This window comes from Anoxybacillus kestanbolensis, from assembly GCF_001996285.1.
Taxonomy (GTDB): domain Bacteria; phylum Bacillota; class Bacilli; order Bacillales; family Anoxybacillaceae; genus Anoxybacillus; species Anoxybacillus kestanbolensis_A.
Map to the genome: position 1 here is coordinate 20,008 of NZ_MQAD01000020.1, position 16,912 is coordinate 36,919.

General features: G+C 42.5%; 21 protein-coding genes and 1 other RNA gene. 16 read left to right on the plus strand and 6 right to left on the minus strand.

Annotated elements, in window-relative coordinates:
- The 5 genes from secG (at position 1) to ssrA (ending at position 4,317) form a co-directional block, all read left to right on the plus strand.
- Positions 1-234, plus strand: a complete 234-nt coding sequence (secG, locus tag BO219_RS10940) for a preprotein translocase subunit SecG (protein ID WP_004892478.1) — start codon at positions 1-3, stop codon at positions 232-234.
- 53 nt (positions 235-287) lie between these two features.
- Positions 288-1,025, plus strand: a complete 738-nt coding sequence (locus BO219_RS10945; RefSeq protein WP_077429549.1) for an alpha/beta hydrolase — start codon at positions 288-290, stop codon at positions 1,023-1,025.
- Positions 1,026-1,045: 20 nt separating this feature from the next.
- A complete protein-coding gene (rnr, locus tag BO219_RS10950) occupies positions 1,046-3,322 on the plus strand; it encodes a ribonuclease R (protein ID WP_077429550.1) in 2,277 nt (758 codons plus the stop codon).
- Positions 3,323-3,400: 78 nt separating this feature from the next.
- Positions 3,401-3,865 carry an SsrA-binding protein SmpB gene (gene smpB, locus BO219_RS10955; RefSeq protein WP_006322717.1) on the plus strand — a complete coding sequence of 155 codons (465 nt, stop codon included), beginning with the start codon at positions 3,401-3,403 and terminating at the stop codon, positions 3,863-3,865.
- A gap of 99 nt (positions 3,866-3,964) precedes the next feature.
- Positions 3,965-4,317, plus strand: a transfer-messenger RNA (tmRNA) gene (ssrA, locus tag BO219_RS10960).
- Between the two features lie 48 nt (positions 4,318-4,365).
- Here ssrA and BO219_RS10965 read toward each other — a convergent pair.
- From BO219_RS10965 to BO219_RS10980, 5 genes are all read right to left on the minus strand, one after another.
- Positions 4,366-4,539 (minus strand): hypothetical protein, encoded by a 174-nt coding sequence (locus BO219_RS10965; protein ID WP_009362281.1) that lies wholly within the window; start codon positions 4,537-4,539, stop codon positions 4,366-4,368.
- Positions 4,540-4,614: 75 nt separating this feature from the next.
- Positions 4,615-4,821, minus strand: coding sequence for a hypothetical protein (locus BO219_RS14855; RefSeq protein WP_226373815.1), 207 nt, complete (start codon positions 4,819-4,821; stop codon positions 4,615-4,617).
- A complete protein-coding gene (locus tag BO219_RS10970; protein ID WP_226373816.1) occupies positions 4,797-5,570 on the minus strand; it encodes an HD-GYP domain-containing protein in 774 nt (257 codons plus the stop codon). The genes BO219_RS14855 and BO219_RS10970 overlap by 25 nt, the downstream gene beginning before the upstream one ends.
- A 251-nt stretch (positions 5,571-5,821) precedes the next feature.
- Positions 5,822-6,145 (minus strand): spore coat protein, encoded by a 324-nt coding sequence (locus BO219_RS10975; protein WP_077429551.1) that lies wholly within the window; start codon positions 6,143-6,145, stop codon positions 5,822-5,824.
- Between the two features lie 12 nt (positions 6,146-6,157).
- Positions 6,158-6,409, minus strand: coding sequence for a hypothetical protein (locus BO219_RS10980; protein WP_035048585.1), 252 nt, complete (start codon positions 6,407-6,409; stop codon positions 6,158-6,160).
- A 164-nt stretch (positions 6,410-6,573) separates the two neighbouring features.
- Here BO219_RS10980 and BO219_RS10985 point away from each other — a divergent pair, with 164 nt between their 5' ends.
- Positions 6,574-7,491 carry a proline dehydrogenase family protein gene (locus BO219_RS10985; protein ID WP_077429552.1) on the plus strand — a complete coding sequence of 306 codons (918 nt, stop codon included), beginning with the start codon at positions 6,574-6,576 and terminating at the stop codon, positions 7,489-7,491.
- An 18-nt stretch (positions 7,492-7,509) separates the two neighbouring features.
- On the opposite strand, the gene BO219_RS10990 is transcribed toward BO219_RS10985, so the two are convergent.
- The gene (locus tag BO219_RS10990; protein WP_009362277.1) at positions 7,510-7,656 is read right to left on the minus strand and encodes a YuzL family protein; all 147 of its coding nucleotides are present in this window, start codon (positions 7,654-7,656) and stop codon (positions 7,510-7,512) included.
- A gap of 149 nt (positions 7,657-7,805) precedes the next feature.
- Between BO219_RS10990 and BO219_RS10995 the strand changes: the two genes are divergently transcribed.
- The 10 genes from BO219_RS10995 (at position 7,806) to BO219_RS11040 (ending at position 16,828) form a co-directional block, all read left to right on the plus strand.
- A complete protein-coding gene (locus tag BO219_RS10995) occupies positions 7,806-10,184 on the plus strand; it encodes a 3-hydroxyacyl-CoA dehydrogenase/enoyl-CoA hydratase family protein (protein ID WP_077429553.1) in 2,379 nt (792 codons plus the stop codon).
- A gap of 12 nt (positions 10,185-10,196) precedes the next feature.
- Positions 10,197-11,369: an acetyl-CoA C-acetyltransferase gene (locus BO219_RS11000; RefSeq protein ID WP_077429554.1), complete on the plus strand. Its 1,173-nt coding sequence runs from the start codon at positions 10,197-10,199 to the stop codon at positions 11,367-11,369.
- Between the two features lie 15 nt (positions 11,370-11,384).
- Entirely contained in the window at positions 11,385-13,166 is a 1,782-nt protein-coding gene (locus BO219_RS11005; RefSeq protein WP_077429555.1) for an acyl-CoA dehydrogenase family protein, read from the plus strand.
- A 70-nt stretch (positions 13,167-13,236) separates the two neighbouring features.
- Positions 13,237-13,596 (plus strand): arsenate reductase family protein, encoded by a 360-nt coding sequence (locus BO219_RS11010; protein ID WP_077429556.1) that lies wholly within the window; start codon positions 13,237-13,239, stop codon positions 13,594-13,596.
- 57 nt (positions 13,597-13,653) lie between these two features.
- Positions 13,654-14,037: a glycine cleavage system protein GcvH gene (gene gcvH, locus BO219_RS11015; protein ID WP_006322727.1), complete on the plus strand. Its 384-nt coding sequence runs from the start codon at positions 13,654-13,656 to the stop codon at positions 14,035-14,037.
- 34 nt (positions 14,038-14,071) lie between these two features.
- Complete coding sequence (locus BO219_RS11020; RefSeq protein WP_077429557.1) at positions 14,072-14,320, plus strand: YusG family protein; 249 nt, start codon at positions 14,072-14,074, stop codon at positions 14,318-14,320.
- 97 nt (positions 14,321-14,417) lie between these two features.
- Entirely contained in the window at positions 14,418-14,765 is a 348-nt protein-coding gene (locus BO219_RS11025) for a ribonuclease M5 (protein ID WP_077429558.1), read from the plus strand.
- Between the two features lie 8 nt (positions 14,766-14,773).
- On the plus strand, positions 14,774-15,043 hold the full coding sequence (locus BO219_RS11030; protein WP_004892431.1) for a thioredoxin family protein: 270 nt from the start codon (positions 14,774-14,776) through the stop codon (positions 15,041-15,043).
- Positions 15,044-15,172: 129 nt separating this feature from the next.
- Complete coding sequence (locus BO219_RS11035) at positions 15,173-15,472, plus strand: hypothetical protein (RefSeq protein WP_035020823.1); 300 nt, start codon at positions 15,173-15,175, stop codon at positions 15,470-15,472.
- A 63-nt stretch (positions 15,473-15,535) separates the two neighbouring features.
- Positions 15,536-16,828 (plus strand): O-acetylhomoserine aminocarboxypropyltransferase/cysteine synthase family protein, encoded by a 1,293-nt coding sequence (locus BO219_RS11040; RefSeq protein ID WP_077429559.1) that lies wholly within the window; start codon positions 15,536-15,538, stop codon positions 16,826-16,828.
- The last annotated feature ends 84 nt before the right edge of the window (positions 16,829-16,912 follow it).

Genomic DNA, 16,912 nt, shown 5'->3' on the forward strand with positions numbered 1-16,912 from the left:
ATGCATGCGTTTCTTGTTACGCTACTTGTAATTGTTTGTATTGGAATCATTGCGGTTGTTTTATTGCAATCAGGCCGAAGTGCAGGGCTTTCTGGTGCGATTACCGGCGGTGCTGAACAATTGTTTGGCAAACAGAAAGCACGCGGCATTGATGCGGTGTTACACCGTCTGACTGTTGTCCTTGCGGTGCTGTTTTTCGTATTAACAGTAGCTGTCACTTATTTTGAACTGTAACAGCGGTCCAGCGATGCGGATCGCTTTTTTCATGGAGGAAGGAGGAATCATCTGTGAAGCTTGTTGCACCACAACCGTTTACGTTTGCAGGAGGCGAACGGGCAGTATTGTTATTGCACGGATTTACCGGAAATTCTGCCGATGTACGGATGCTTGGACGTTTTTTACAGTCAAAAGGATATACGTGCCACGCCCCAATTTATAAGGGACATGGCGTGCCGCCAGAAGAACTTGTGCATACCGGCCCGGAAGATTGGTGGCAAGATGTGATGAACGCTTACGAATATTTAAAACAAAACCATGAAAAAATCGCTGTTGTTGGATTATCGCTTGGCGGTGTGTTTTCGTTAAAACTTGGCTATACTGTTCCTGTTGTCGGCATCGTGCCGATGTGTGCGCCGATGTATATTAAAAGCGAACAGACGATGTATGAAGGAGTTTTAGCGTACGCTCGCGAATATAAAAAGCGAGAAGGAAAAAGTGAAGACCAAATCGAACGCGAAATGGCGGAGTTTGCAAAAACGCCGATGAAAACGCTAAAAGCGTTGCAACAGCTCATCGCTGATGTACGAGATCATTTAGATTTCATTTATGCGCCTGTTTTTGTTGTACAAGCGCGTCATGATGACATGATTAACCCAGATAGTGCAAATATTATTTATAACGGCGTCGAGTCTCCCGTAAAACAAATAAAATGGTATGAAGAATCCGGACACGTCATTACGCTTGATAAGGAAAAAGAGCAATTACATGAAGACATTTATGCATTTTTAGAATCATTAGATTGGTAATCCTCGAAAGGAGGAAGTAAATGAAGGAAAAATTATTGGCGTTTATGCGCGACGAAGCGTATAAACCGCTTACGGTCCAAGAATTAGAAGAAGCGTTTCATATTACAGACGCAGCCGAATTTAAAGAACTTGTCAAAACACTTGTCGCGTTAGAAGAAGAAGGACTGATTGTTCGGACGAGAAGCAATCGGTATGGACTGCCGGAAAAGATGAATTTAATTCGCGGCAAAGTAACAGGGCATGCGAAAGGGTTTGCGTTTGTCATTCCAGAAGATCCGACGCTTGATGACATTTTCATTCCGCCGTCGGAATTGAAGAATGCGATGCATGGCGACACCGTTCTTGTGCGTGTCAACGGACAAGCAACGGGGGCGCGTCAAGAAGGGACGATCGTCCGCATTATTGAGCGTGGTATTACAGAAGTCGTAGGAACATATACGGAAAGCAAAAACTTCGGTTTTGTTATTCCAGACGATAAAAAAATCGTCAACGACATTTTTATTCCAAAACATGCCGCAAACGGTGCGGTCGAAGGGCATAAAGTTGTCGTTCGTTTAACGACGTATCCAGAAGGGCGGATTAGTGCCGAGGGAGAAGTTATTAAAATTTTAGGTCATAAAAACGATCCGGGGGTCGATATTTTATCGATTATCCATAAACACGGATTGCCGTTGCAATTTCCGGAAGACGTCATTGCCCATGCGAACAGCATTCCGGACACGATTTCTGAAGAAGAAATAAAGGGACGGCGTGATTTGCGCAATGAAATGATTGTCACGATCGATGGTGAAGACGCAAAAGATTTAGACGATGCCGTAACAGTGACGAAATTAGCAAACGGAAACTATAAGCTTGGCGTTCATATTGCCGATGTCAGCCATTATGTGACGGAAGGGTCGCCGATTGATCGCGAAGCATATGAACGCGGAACGAGCGTTTATTTAGTTGACCGCGTCATCCCGATGATTCCGCACCGGTTATCAAACGGTATTTGTTCATTAAATCCGAAAGTCGATCGGTTAACGTTATCGTGCGAAATGGAAATTAACGATCGTGGCGAAGTGGTCAGTCATGAAATTTTCCAAAGCGTCATTCGCACGACCGAACGAATGACATATTCCGATGTCAACCGCATTCTCGTTGATCACGATGAGGCACTACGAGAAAAATATGCCCCGCTTGTGCCGATGTTTGAGTTAATGGCAGAGTTAGCCGATATTTTACGCAACAAACGCATGAAGCGCGGTGCCATTGATTTTGACTTTAAAGAAGCGAAAGTGCTCGTTGATGAAAATGGAAAACCGTATGACGTCGTGTTGCGTGAACGTTCTGTTGCCGAGCGATTAATTGAAGAGTTTATGCTAGCAGCGAACGAAACGATTGCGGAACATTTCCATTGGATGAACGTGCCGTTTATTTATCGTGTGCATGAAGATCCGAAGCCAGAGAAGTTGCAACGCTTTTTAGAGTTTATTACGAATTTCGGCTATATTGTCAAAGGAACGGGCAATCAAATTCATCCGCGTGCCTTGCAAGAAGTGCTAGAGGCGGTACGTGGTGAGCCAGAAGAAATGGTCGTTTCAACCGTCATGCTGCGGTCGATGAAGCAAGCGCGCTATGACGCTGAAAGCCTCGGTCACTACGGATTATCAACGGAATTTTATACACATTTCACATCGCCGATTCGTCGCTACCCAGACTTAATTGTGCATCGCCTTATTCGCACATACTTAATTAACGGGCAAATCGATGAACAAACGCAACAAAAATGGGCGGAGAAGTTGCCAGAAATTGCGGAGCATACGTCGAATATGGAACGCCGTGCGGTCGAGGCAGAGCGCGAGACAGATGACTTGAAGAAAACCGAATTTATGGAAGATAAAATTGGCATGGAGTTTGACGGCATTATTAGTTCGGTGACAAATTTCGGGCTGTTTGTTGAACTGCCAAATACGGTCGAAGGGCTCGTGCACGTTAGCTATTTAACGGACGATTACTATCATTATGACGAGCAACATTATGCGATGATTGGTGAGCGAACAGGGAAAGTATATCGCATTGGCGACCAAATTACGGTGCGAGTCATTAACGTCAATAAAGAGGAACGCATCGTTGACTTTGAAATTGTCGGCATGAAAGGGCGGAAAAACAAACAGCCAAAAGCGACGCCTGTCGTTATTGAAGGAAAGCGGAAAAAGAAAAAAGAAGAACAATGGCCAACAAAAAAAACGAAGAAAAGCAAGAAGTTTTTCGAAGACATCCCAAACATGAAAAAGAAGAAAAAGAAAAAACGATAAGGAAAGCCTCCACCGATGAGGCTTTTCCTTTCTTCTCATTTTTGTTAAAATATTCGTTGTCTGAAGGGAGGGAAATCGATGCCAAAAGGGGAAGGGAAGCTCATTGCCCAAAATAAAAAAGCGCATCACGATTATTTCATTGAAGAAACGTACGAAGCAGGACTAGTGCTGCAAGGAACGGAAATTAAGTCGATTCGCGCAGGCAAAGTGAACTTAAAAGATTCATTTGCGAAAGTGGAAAAAGGTGAAGTGTTTTTGCATAATATGCATATTAGTCCGTACGAACAAGGCAACCGTTACAACCATGATCCGTTGCGGACGCGCAAATTATTGCTTCATCGTCGCGAAATTAATAAGCTCATCGGCTATACAAAAGAACAAGGCTATACGCTCGTGCCGCTCAAGCTATACATTAAAAATGGTTTTGCGAAACTGTTGCTAGGCGTCGGAAAAGGAAAGAAAAAATACGACAAACGAGAAGATATGAAAAAGAAAGAAGCCCAACGCGAAGTCGAACGCGCTTTCCGCGAACGGCAGAAATAATCCAAAAAGTTACAATTGCAAACGAGCGGGAATGTGCTATAATAAATGATGTCAGCCAGTTATAAAAGCTTAAGCTTCCTTCGTACGTTTCTCTTATACGGGGACGTTACGGATTCGACAGGGGTAGATCGAGCTTAAGCTGCGAGCCGAGGGGATCGTCCTCGTAAAAACGTCACTTAAAGATAACTGGCAAAGAAAACTACGCTTTAGCTGCTTAATTAACGCGGCTAACTCCTACCGCCATCGCCCATGTGGCGGCCTAGGGGTTCATAACAAGTGGGCTACGCCCAAGTCCGCCGTCTGAGGACGAGGGAAGAGAATAATCAGACTAGCTGCTCGGATGCCTGTCGGTAGGCGGAAGAAGTGGCGAAAGTAAAATATACCGACTACGCTCGTAGACGCTTAAGTGGCGATATCTCTGGACGTGGGTTCGACTCCCACCGTCTCCATACGCTAATGAGAAAACGCTAGAGAGTAAATGCCTCTCTAGCGTTTTATGTTTAATAATACCATCCGCCACCATATGGATAAAACGGATATGGACGTGGTGGGTAATAATATGGGCGTGGCGGATAAAACGGATAAGGCGTTAATGCGCTACCGAGCAATCCACCTAAAAAGCCCCCGAAAAACGGTGCACCGAAAAAACCGAAAAACGGTCTGCGACCATACATTTGAGCATTCCCTCCTCGCAAATTCATCATTACATTAACACGATATGCAAGGCGTTTGTCCAATGGTTGGGCGACTTATCGTTTTCTTGATAAATCAATCACCGTTCCATCATGTTTTTGAACGATGGGGTGTAATGGAGCATGGATATAGTCTGTAAATCCAATGATCGTCGCCCACTCGTACGGACGGATTTGGATCGCTTGACCAACCTTATATAATGTTGTTTTATCTAAAAAAATGCGCAATATGTGAGGGTCTAATTTTTTCCTCGTTCGTTCCATACCGCTTCTAAAGCTTTAAATGATGTATAACTTTTTTTACCAATATAACCACCGACAAGTTCATCATAGTATTGTGCGATGGCGATAATGCGACCGTATAAGTGAATGGCTTCCCCCGATTTTTTGTTCGGTGAATAAACGCCATCAAAATGCTCATGATGGTCAAGAATGCCGTAAATGATTTCTTTCTGTCGACAATATGTCGATGTCGAAATAAGTTCAATGGAACGTTTAAGGTGTGAGTGAACTAACTCTTTATCTGCTTTTTCATTATTTAAGTAAGTAACAAATTGTTCTTTTGGGACTTCTGTAAAACCGATATCTGCAAATAATGTCGCTAAACAAAGATTGAGTAAATCTTCGTCACGCAGTTCTAAAGTTAAGCCGATCATTAAAGCGATGGATGTCGTGTTAATGCTATGGATAGCTAGCACGTCGTGGTATCGTTTTATTTTTTCATATAAATTTAAAATTTCCTTGTCTTTTGAAATGATAAGATTTAGCCGTCCATCAATCTCTTTTGCTCGCCGTAGTAAACGAGTGGAATCTAATGTTTTTTCAATCAATCCCCATGTAGGAGCGAAGATGTTTAATTCGGATAAAAAGATTGGTTGTACATCAGTTTCGTCTGCTATTTCTACATCATACATCGCGGCTGTAATGGGAACTTGAATAAATTGTTTATGTACATCAATCAGTTGTTTCATTGCTTCGATAAACGCGCGACTCGTATGTTCGCGAGCAAGCATAAACTTGGCTAGCTGCTGCTCAGACGAAACGACGAGAAATGGAAAATAGTGAGGATAATGCTTTTTTATATGCTGAATAACAGATTCGCTTAGCTTTTTATGTTTTTGGATGAATAGTAATCCATCTGGTCGATAGAATGTCGCCTGGAACGAGTTCGTAAGTTTGTTTTCGTTCGAACATATCGGTCCCTCTCTCTAAAACATTTACCTTCATTATACAAAAAACCGACTGCATCAGCAGCCGGTTTTTCTTATTGTACCATGTTGTTGTATGGAAATTGGCTTGCATATCCTTGAAATTGCTGATACGATTGTTGTAATTTTTGCTGGTCTGCTTGTTCGAGTGCATACCAACCTTTTTTGAACATTAAGTTGTACAATTCCCGTTGACAGTTTTGTGCTTCTGTAAATATATGCAAAACTTCATTATACAAATGTTGGTGGCTTGCTTCGTTTAAAAATGTACAATAACTATCCGTCATATATTTTTCAGTCGATAACATATCATTAATAAAATCACGGTCGTTCATTTGTGGTGTTTTTGGAATTGGTGTTTCACGATTTTGCACTTTCATGTCATGGCCTCCTTATTGCATGTGTGCTGATGGCTGTAATTGATGTAACAGTTGTTGATAATGGCGTTGATGCATTTGTCCAACACGCTCTATCGCCTGTTTAATTTCTTGATCTTGACATTGTGAAGCGAAAAAATGAGCTTTTTTCATCGCAAGTAAATTCCATGATAAGGCATCTGTTAAATAAAGCGCATCTTTTGTTGAAATCATTTCAGGTGGTTGAGCCATCATCTCATGCGGTTGTGTGTTCATTTGTTGTTGCACAATCATCCCTCCATATAAAATCATGTTCGACTGTATATTGCCCACGTGCTGTATAGTTATACGTATGTAGACAAAAAATACGATTATTCGACAAAAACATATTCAAGCGATTGAAAACGTGTTACAATACGGGTGGATGCGCTTGCAAAAGGGGGTAAACAACAATGGAGCAGTTGATGCGCGACTTTTTCTTATTTTTGTCAAAAAATAAAACGTTAACAAAATTGGCGAAGCGTTACGGTCTTCGTTTCGGTGCGTCGCGTTTTGTAGCGGGGGAAACGATTGAACGGGCAGTAGACGTGATTAAAGAACTCAATCGTAAAGGACTAGCGGTCACGATCGATTATTTAGGGGAATTTGTTGATAACGAACGAGAAGCAAATGAAATGGCGAACCATTCGATTGAGGCGATTCGTGCAATTGGTGAAAACCAATTAAATTCCCAACTGTCGCTGAAAATGACATCGATGGGATTAGACATTTCCGATGAGCTTGTGATGAAAAATATGCGCCGCATTTTAGATGAAGCAAAAGCCTATGACGTATTTGTGACAATTGATATGGAAGATTATTCTCGTTGTCAAAAAACAATCGATATTTTTAAACAGTTGAAAAAAGAATATGACAATGTTGGGACGGTATTGCAAGCATATTTGTATCGCACAGAAAAAGATATTGAAGATTTAAATGCGTATCATCCCAATTTACGTCTCGTGAAAGGCGCATATAAAGAGTCGCCGGAAGTCGCTTTTCCAGATAAAAAAGATGTAGATGAAAACTTTAAAAAAATCATTAAAATGCATTTGTTAAATGGTAACTATACAGCGGTTGCGACGCATGACGATGCGATTATTGAATATACGAAACAATTGGTCAAAGAACATAACATTCCAAATAGCCAATTTGAATTTCAAATGTTATACGGCATTCGTCCAGAGAGACAAGAACAATTAGTACGTGAAGGATACACAATGCGCGTCTACGTTCCATATGGAACCGACTGGTACGGCTATTTTATGCGTCGCTTAGCAGAACGCCCAGCCAACGTGGCGTTTGTATTAAAAGGTATATTCAAAAAATAAAGGTGGGGTGTCCCACCTTTATTCATTTCCCATATTTTCTTTTCCGTACTGTTGATTTTGGCTCGTTTTCTTTCCGCCTCCATCACGCTCCACCGTCGGACCCGCATTTCCTTTCACACTTGCAGCACTTACACCTGCTTTTGACGGGTGTTTTTTCATTTTCATCGCAAACATCACCTCCTTTCGTATCATGTCCTAAATCATTGACAAAATTCGCTACATTTATTTGTTGCGAAAATTTAAAATATAATTTATATTTAAGATAAAGGAAAAATGAATGACCATTCATTCAATTCGGATAAGGGGGAACGAGCATGCGAATCAAAAAAGCAGCGGTTCTCGGTTCCGGAGTTATGGGATCGGGGATTGCGGCACATTTAGCGAACGTCGGTATTCCGACATTGTTGTTAGACATCGTGCCGAAAGAGTTGACGGAAGAAGAAAAAGCAAAAGGATGGACGCTTGAACATAAACAAGTACGCAATCGCATCGTCAATCAAGCGGTTCAACGTTTATTGAAACAAAAACCAGCGCCACTTATGTCGAAAGCCAACTTAGCATTAATCGAAGTCGGTAACTTTGAAGATGACTTTCATCGCTTAGCCGAATGCGATTGGATTATTGAAGTCGTTGTTGAGCGGCTTGATGTGAAAAAAAGTGTGTTTGAAAAAGTGGATGAAGTCAGAAAGCAAGGAAGTATCGTCAGCTCAAACACGTCCGGCATTTCCATCGAAGCGATGGCCGAAGGACGCTCGGACGATTTTAAAAAGCACTTTTTAGGCACGCACTTTTTCAATCCACCGCGCTATTTAAAATTATTAGAAGTCATTCCGACAAAGCACACTGATCCAGCTGTTGTTACGTTTATGAAACAATTTGGTGAAAACGTGCTCGGTAAAGGGGTTGTGCTTGCGAAAGATACGCCAAACTTTATCGCCAATCGCATCGGTACGTACGGTTTGCTTGTGACGGTACGTGAAATGATGAAAGGCGGTTATAGTGTTGGCGAAGTCGATTCTGTGACAGGTCCATTAATCGGTCGTCCGAAAAGTGCAACGTTCCGCACGCTTGATGTCGTCGGTTTAGACACGTTTATTCATGTGGCCAACAACGTATTCGAAAAAGTAGAAGGTGAGGAAAAAGAAGCATTTACCGTTCCATCTTTTATGAAGACAATGGTTGAAAAAGGATGGCTCGGCAGCAAATCAGGGCAAGGATTTTTCTATAAAAAAGGAAAGGACATTTTTGAATTAAATTATGAAACGCTTGAGTATGAACCGACGAAAAAACTAAAGGCACCGTCCGTTGAAATGAGCAAACAAGCAAAAGGAACAGCGAATAAATTGAAAGCGCTTGTATATGCGAATGACCGTGCGGGGCAACTACTTTGGAACATTTTAAGCCCAACGTTATTATATTCTGCCAAGTTACTGGGAGAAATTGCAGATGATATCGTAGCGATTGACCGTGCGATGAAATGGGGCTTTGGTTGGGAGCTCGGTCCTTTCGAAACGTGGGATGCGATCGGTGTGAGACAGTCTGTTGAAAAAATGAAAGCGGAAGGTCGTCAAGTACCATCGTGGGTTGAAGATATGCTTGCGAGCGGACACGAAACGTTTTATAAACACGAGCACGGTCGCGTGTCGTACTACGATCGTGGACAATATAAGCCGGTTGAAGAAAACGAAAAAGTCATTCACATTCATCGCTTAAAAGAACAAAAAGGGGTCATTAAGAAAAATAGTGGGGCAAGTTTAATTGACCTTGGTGACGATGTGGCGTTACTTGAATTTCACTCACCGAACAACGCCATTGGTTTTGACATCGTCCAAATGATTAACTACGCACTAGAAGAAGTCGATCGCAACTATAAAGGACTTGTCATCGGAAATCAAGGGAAAAACTTCTGTGTCGGTGCGAACCTTGCCATGATCTTAATGGAAGCACAAGATGATAACTATTTCGAAATTGAAATGGTCGTTCGTCAATTCCAACAAGCGATGATGAATATTAAATATAGCTCAAAACCGGTTGTCGTTGCGCCATTTGCGATGACGCTCGGCGGTGGAACGGAAATTTGCTTACCAGCTTCACGCATTCAGGCAGCTGCAGAAACATACATGGGGCTTGTTGAGGTAGGTGTCGGTCTCATTCCAGGCGGTGGTGGAAATAAAGAGCTATACATTAAACATTTAAGCGGCATGCCAAACGGTGTGGAATTTGATTTGCAAAAGGTTGCAAATAAAGTGTTTGAAACGATTGCGATGGCGAAAGTATCGACATCGGCAGCAGAAGCGCGTGAGTTAAATTTCTTAAATGCACAAGATGGTATTTCGATCAATGGTGATCATCTCATTCATGACGCAAAACAAGCTGTATTAGCGCTATATGAGAGCGGATACAAACCGCCGGTGCGTAAAAAGATTCCGGTTGTCGGGGAAACAGGGTATGCGACGTTACTACTTGGCGCTCAAGGTATGTATCATTCCGGTTACATTTCAGAGCACGATTTAAAAATTGCGAAAAAGCTTGCATACGTCATCGCTGGTGGAAGCGTACCGTACGGAACAGAAGTGGACGAACAATATTTGCTTGATTTAGAGCGCGAAGCATTTTTAAGTCTTGTCGGTGAGCCGAAAACGCAAGCGCGCATGCAACATATGCTTCTCAAAGGAAAGCCGTTAAGAAACTAAGGGGGGATTGACGTGAAAGAAGCGGTCATCGTTGCCGGGGCGCGCACGCCTGTCGGCAAAGCGAAAAAAGGGACGTTAGCAAACGTCCGCCCGGATGATTTAGGGGCGATTGTTGTTAAAGAAACATTGAAACGAGCAGGAAACTATGAAGGAAATATTGACGATCTCATTATCGGTTGTGCTATGCCAGAGGCAGAACAAGGATTAAATATTGCGCGCAACATTGGTGCGCTTGCTGGGTTACCGTATACAGTGCCAGCGATTACAATCAACCGTTATTGTTCATCGGGATTACAAGCGATCGCTTATGCGGCAGAAAGAATTATGCTTGGTCATGCAGATACGGTTATTGCTGGTGGCGTGGAGTCGATGAGCATGGTTCCGATGATGGGTCATGTCGTACGTCCGAACGTGAAGCTCGCAGAAAGTGCGCCAGAGTATTACATGTCGATGGGGCATACAGCTGAGCAAGTCGCGATGAAATATGGGGTGACGCGCGAAGAGCAAGATGCGTTTGCCGTTCGCAGCCATCAAAGAGCAGCAAAAGCGATTGCCGAAGGAAAATTTGTCGACGAAATTGTGCCGGTCGAAGTGACAGTCCGTCATATTGAAAACAATAAATTAGTAGAGAAAAAGATGACGTTTAGTCAAGACGAAGGAGTACGCCCAGATACAAATATGGAAACGCTCGCGAAGTTACGCCCTGCGTTTTCGGTAAACGGAACGGTAACAGCAGGAAACGCTTCACAAACGAGCGACGGAGCAGCTGCGGTGATGGTGATGGATCACGAAAAAGCGAAAGCGCTCGGGTTACAACCGCTTGGTAAATTCCGCTCGTTTGCTGTTGCAGGTGTTCCACCTGAAGTGATGGGTATCGGTCCGATTGCAGCCATTCCAAAGGCGCTTGAGCTTGCGGGCCTTGAGCTTTCTGATATCGGTTTAATTGAACTAAACGAGGCGTTCGCATCACAAGCAATTCAAGTCATTCGCGAACTCGGACTAGATGAAGAAAAAGTAAACGTGAACGGAGGAGCCATTGCTCTTGGGCATCCGCTCGGTTGTACAGGTGCAAAGCTAACATTGACGCTTTTACATGAAATGCGTCGTCGCAACGAACAATTTGGTATTGTCACGATGTGCATTGGCGGCGGCATGGGTGCTGCTGGCGTATTTGAATTATTATAAGAGGGGGAAATAATGATGGAAAAAACATTGAAAGTTGCACAAGGTGGTAGCTTTTTAATTGAAGATGTGTCACCAACGCAAGTGTTTACACCAGAGGATTTTACAGACGAACAAAAAATGATTGCCAAAACGACAGAAGAATTTGTCGTGAATGAAGTGTTGCCACAACTTGAACATTTAGAAAATCATGAGTTTGATCGTTCTGTTGCGCTTTTAAAACAAGCAGGTGAACTCGGATTGCTTGGTGCAGATGTGCCTGAAGAATATGGTGGATTAAGTTTAGATAAAATTAGCTCGGCATTAATTGCGGAAAAAATGTCGCGTGCCGGAGGTTTCTCGATTTCACACGGTGCACACGTCGGGATCGGTTCGCTTCCAATCGTCTTGTTCGGAACAGAGGAGCAAAAACAAAAATATTTACCAGCGCTTGCGACGGGTGAGAAAATTGCTGCATATGCGTTAACAGAGCCAGGTTCGGGTTCAGATGCGCTCGGTGCGAAAACGACGGCAAAACTCAATGCAGAAGGAACACATTACATTTTAAACGGGGAAAAACAATGGATTACAAACGCTGGGTTTGCCGATGTGTTTGTTGTATATGCGAAAGTAGACGGTGAACATTTCACAGCATTTATCGTCGAGCGCGATTTCCCTGGCGTATCGACAGGAGCAGAAGAAAAGAAAATGGGGATTAAAAGCTCATCGACGCGGACACTAATTTTACAAGATGCGCTCGTTCCGAAAGAAAATTTACTTGGCGAGATCGGCAAAGGGCACATCATTGCATTTAACATTTTAAATATCGGTCGTTACAAACTTGGCGTTGGTGCTGTTGGCGGAGCAAAACGTGCCCTAGAAGTGACGATTCAATACGCCAATCAACGTCAACAATTTAAAACACCAATTTCGAAATTTACATTAACACAAGAAAAATTAGCGACGATGGCGTCGAAATTGTATGCGGCAGAAAGCTCCGTCTACCGTACAGTCGGTTTATTTGAAGCGCGCATGGGACAGTTGACAGATGAACAAGCAAAAGACGGAAAGGAAACGGCAAAAGCGATTGCAGAATACGCGATCGAATGCTCTTTAAACAAAGTGTTTGCGACAGAAATGCTAGACTATATCGTCGATGAAGGGGTACAAATTCACGGTGGTTATGGTTTCATGCAAGAATACGAAATTGAACGCATGTATCGCGATTCACGTATTAACCGTATTTTTGAAGGAACGAACGAAATTAACCGTCTCCTCGTGCCAGGTATGTATTTGCGCAAGGCGATGAAAGGCGAATTGCCGCTTTTACAAAAAGCGCAACAATTACAAGAAGAATTAATGATGCTTATGCCAGAAGAAGTTGGCGATGGCGTGCTTGAACAAGAGAAGTACCTTGTCCGCAATGCGAAAAAAATCGCTTTAATGGTCGCGGGACTGGCGGCGCAAAAATTCGGTCCAAAACTTGAAAAAGAACAAGAAGTGCTCGTAAATATTGCAGACATCGTCAGCAACGTATACGCGATGGAATCTGCGCTATTGCGTACGGAAAAAGCAATTGCGCAATCTGGCGTTGAGAAAAACAAACAAAAAGTATTGTATACACAAATTTTCTGCCAGGAAGCATTTAATGAAATTGAAGCGCATGCAAAAGAAACAATCGTCGCTGTTGAGCACGGTGACATGTTGCGTATGATGTTATCAGCATTGCGTAAATTAACACGTCATACGCCAATCAACATCATTGCGAAAAAGCGTGAGGCAGCGCAAGCACTAATTGAAGCTGAACGATATGTTGTGTAATAATGGAAGTACCAGGCGCATCGTCTGGTACTTTCGCTTTGTTATCGTAATATATAGATGAGGTGAGGAGATGGCGACATTTTATTGGTATCCAAAGTGCGGCACATGTCGCAAAGCAAAAAAATGGCTAGATGACAACAACATTTCTGTGCAAGCGATACATATTGTTGAACAGCCTCCGTCAAAAGAGCAGTTGCGGATGTTATATGAAAAAAGTGGGCTTGATTTAAAGAAATTTTTTAATACGAGCGGCATGAAGTATCGTGAACTTGGATTAAAAGACAAATTAAAAACGATGACAGAAGAAGACATGTTGCAATTGTTGTCATCAGACGGGATGTTAATCAAGCGTCCAATCATCACAAATGGCGAGCAAGTTATTGTCGGATTTGACGAACAAAAATATCACGAAATGTTTAAATTATCGTGAAATCATGACAAAAATCGTGTATGATGAAAAAGAAGATGATATGTTGGAGGGAAAACGATGAGCATTCCAAAAGAGCTACGTTATTCACAAGAACATGAATGGGTGCGTGTCGAAGGAAATACGGTTCGCATTGGGATTACGGACTTTGCCCAGTCAGAACTCGGCGATATCGTATTCGTTGAATTGCCAGAAGTGGGGGCACAACTCACAGCAAATGAGCCATTTGGTAGCGTGGAGTCAGTAAAAACCGTATCTGAATTATATGCTCCAATTAGCGGAAAAGTCGTAGCTGTGAACGAAGAGTTAAACGACAACCCAGAGTATGTAAACGAATCACCATATGATAAAGCGTGGATGATCGTCATTGAGCCAAGCGATTTAAGTGAAGTGGACAACCTATTAACGGCAGAACAATACGAACAAATGATTAACCAAGATTAAAAAAACAACTCACAGGGCACCCTACAACACAGGGGTGTCTTTTTTGTTAAAACAAAGAACAATCGATATTACAAAAGATGTTGTTGGGAAATTTAATGAAAACGGCAACTTTGAGCTGTTTTATGACAACGAATGTGTTGGAGAATTTGTTCAAGAAACGAATAAGTTAAAGTTAAAGCATGGATACCAACAACAAAACGGGCGTATTTTGAAAAGCGTAACAGTTACTGAACATCCAAATATGAAATATGTCGATTGTGATACAGAAGGTGGTTGGTGTTAAGGACAGCGACATCGCTGTCCTTTTGTATTGGATAAAAGGAGAAAAAGTGTGCGATCACGAATATAATATACATAAATGAATGTACAAGGTGATGACGATGGCGATTGTAGAGGTAGAAAAAGTGATTATTGTCGAAGGGCGCTCAGATAAACGAAAAATCGAAAGCATCATTAGTGAGCCAGTTGAAATTATATGTACAAATGGAACGCTTGGTACCGCCAAACTTGATGAATTAATCGATGCTTTGTACGATAAAGAAGTGTACATTTTAGTCGATTCCGATGAAGCGGGGGAAAAATTGCGCCGTCAACTTCGCCGTGAATTTCCACAAGCTGAGCATTTATACGTCGATAAAATGTATCGCGAAGTGGCAGCAGCTCCGAAGCATCATATTGCGGTCGTGTTATTAAGTGCAAATATCGATGTACACGCACAATATTTATAGAAAGTTGTGTGATCGTTGTGAAAGTTGTCTATATGTACACGCCATTATGTGGAACATGTCAAGTGGCAAGTCGAATGGTTGATGTACTTGAGCAGTTATTGCCATCTGTTACATTTGAACGTCAAGATTTAAACTACGTGCCGGACAAAGCGGTTGAGTGGTGCATCGAAAGCGTTCCGTGTTTACTTATTTTTCAACATGATAAACTTGTACAAAAAATATATGCTTTTCATTCTGTTCCATATTTATACGAAACGTTGCGAAAGCTGGCTGAATAAAGCCAGCTTTCGACATATTTCTTGGGAAATTGACGAGGAAACGAGACATTTGTCGAGCGTTTATAGCAGGAACTACTCGCATTTATATGGAAACAATGGATATGAGAAATATAGGACGGGGGCGATTGAATGAACATGTTAGCGCCGATTTTGCCGAATGACTGTTTATATATTCAACTACAATGGGAGAGTCGAGAAGTATTATTATGCATATCGAAAGAAGGTATTCGTCGCGTAGAAGAGGTAGATGGAGAGCGAGTCATTACGATTCGTGGTTCGGCACAGGCGATTATGTCGCTATTGCAAGGGTCTTTAAAACTACAGCAACAACTGCGATTAAACGAATTGTCCGTCACAGCATCGTTTCGTCACATTTTATTGTTAGAGTCGATCTTTTTCCTTGCCAAGCCGTATGATGTTGTTCGTTGACGAACGCATTTTGTCGTGTTAAAATTCAAAATATTCATAAATTATTGTATTTGGGGAGAAACGATGAAATTTGAAACGATTGCTGTTCATGGCGGATTGCAAACGGATCCAGTAACGAAAGCGCGTGCAGTGCCAATTTATCAATCGAATGCGTATTTGTTTGATAACACAGAGCATGCGGCCAATTTGTTTGCGTTAAAGGAAGCTGGGTACATTTATACGCGCATTCATAATCCGACGGTAACGGTGTTTGAAGAGCGTGTCGCTCAACTTGAAGGGGGCATTGGTGCTTTAGCGGTAGCGAGCGGCATGGCTGCTATTACGATGGCAATATTAAACGTCGCTCAAGCGGGAGATGATATTGTTTCTGCTTCGACGTTATATGGAGGAACGTACAATTTGTTTGCGAATACGTTGCCGAAATACGGCATTACAACACATTTTGTCGATCCGTCTGATCCAGAAAATTTCCGTGCGGCAATTACACCAAAAACGAAAGCGATTTTTGCTGAAACAATTGGCAACCCAAGCCTGCATGTGTTAGACATTGAGGCAGTTGCGGAAATTGCGCATGAAGCAGGCATTCCGTTGATTATTGACAACACGTTTGCGACGCCATACCTTTGCCGGCCAATCGAACACGGAGCGGATATTGTTATTCATTCGGCAACGAAATGGTTGCTTGGTAACGGAACGACGTTAGGTGGTATCATTGTCGATGGTGGAAAATTTGATTGGAATTCGCCGAAGTTTCCAGCGTTTACGGCGCCAGATCCAAGTTACCATAATCTCGTATACGCAGACATCGGTGCGGCGGCGTATATCGTCAAAGCACGCGTGCAGTTGTTACGTGACTTAGGACCGGCGATTAGCCCGTTCAACGCCTTCCAGTTTAATTTAGGGCTGGAGACGTTGCATGTCCGCATGAAAGAGCATATTGCCAATACGAGAAAAATCGTCGAGTATTTGGACAACCATCCAGCAGTCCATTGGGTGTTGTACCCTGAACATGACAATCATCCAGCAAAAGAGCTAGCGAAAAAATATATGCCAAAAGGGGCAGGAGCAGTCGTTGTCTTCGGCATTCAAGGTGGCCGTGAAGCAGGGGCTACGTTAATTAACAACGTTAAGCTTTGGTCGCATGTTGCCAACGTCGGTGATGCAAAAAGTTTAATTATTCATCCTGCAAGTACAACGCATCAACAGTTAAGTTCAGAAGATTTGAAAGCATCCGGCGTGACAGAAGATATGATTCGTTTATCGGTCGGTATTGAAAATGTCGATGATTTAATCGAAGACTTAGAACAAGCGATTGAAGCGGCGACAGGGGTACGGTCGATGTATTCGCGGGTGTAAATATGAAAGGTGCTAGTTAGATTTTTCGACTAGCACCTTTCATTTTATGAGTTGTAACCGCAGCGCTTTAACAAAGCGGCGGGT

Bases quoted from the DNA above. Each gene is read 5' to 3' on its own strand.
- secG (WP_004892478.1), top strand. From the start codon at position 1: ATGCATGCGTTTCTTGTTACGCTACTTGTAATTGTTTGTATTGGAATC.
- rnr (WP_077429550.1), top strand. From the start codon at position 1,046: ATGAAGGAAAAATTATTGGCGTTTATGCGCGACGAAGCGTATAAACCG.
- smpB (WP_006322717.1), top strand. From the start codon at position 3,401: ATGCCAAAAGGGGAAGGGAAGCTCATTGCCCAAAATAAAAAAGCGCAT.
- BO219_RS10965 (WP_009362281.1), bottom strand. From the start codon at position 4,539: ATGTATGGTCGCAGACCGTTTTTCGGTTTTTTCGGTGCACCGTTTTTC.
- BO219_RS14855 (WP_226373815.1), bottom strand. From the start codon at position 4,821: ATGGAACGAACGAGGAAAAAATTAGACCCTCACATATTGCGCATTTTT.
- BO219_RS10970 (WP_226373816.1), bottom strand. From the start codon at position 5,570: ATGCTTGCTCGCGAACATACGAGTCGCGCGTTTATCGAAGCAATGAAA.
- BO219_RS10975 (WP_077429551.1), bottom strand. From the start codon at position 6,145: ATGAAAGTGCAAAATCGTGAAACACCAATTCCAAAAACACCACAAATG.
- BO219_RS10985 (WP_077429552.1), top strand. From the start codon at position 6,574: ATGGAGCAGTTGATGCGCGACTTTTTCTTATTTTTGTCAAAAAATAAA.
- BO219_RS10990 (WP_009362277.1), bottom strand. From the start codon at position 7,656: ATGAAAATGAAAAAACACCCGTCAAAAGCAGGTGTAAGTGCTGCAAGT.
- BO219_RS10995 (WP_077429553.1), top strand. From the start codon at position 7,806: ATGCGAATCAAAAAAGCAGCGGTTCTCGGTTCCGGAGTTATGGGATCG.
- BO219_RS11005 (WP_077429555.1), top strand. From the start codon at position 11,385: ATGGAAAAAACATTGAAAGTTGCACAAGGTGGTAGCTTTTTAATTGAA.
- BO219_RS11010 (WP_077429556.1), top strand. From the start codon at position 13,237: ATGGCGACATTTTATTGGTATCCAAAGTGCGGCACATGTCGCAAAGCA.
- gcvH (WP_006322727.1), top strand. From the start codon at position 13,654: ATGAGCATTCCAAAAGAGCTACGTTATTCACAAGAACATGAATGGGTG.
- BO219_RS11025 (WP_077429558.1), top strand. From the start codon at position 14,418: ATGGCGATTGTAGAGGTAGAAAAAGTGATTATTGTCGAAGGGCGCTCA.
- BO219_RS11035 (WP_035020823.1), top strand. From the start codon at position 15,173: ATGAACATGTTAGCGCCGATTTTGCCGAATGACTGTTTATATATTCAA.
- BO219_RS11040 (WP_077429559.1), top strand. From the start codon at position 15,536: ATGAAATTTGAAACGATTGCTGTTCATGGCGGATTGCAAACGGATCCA.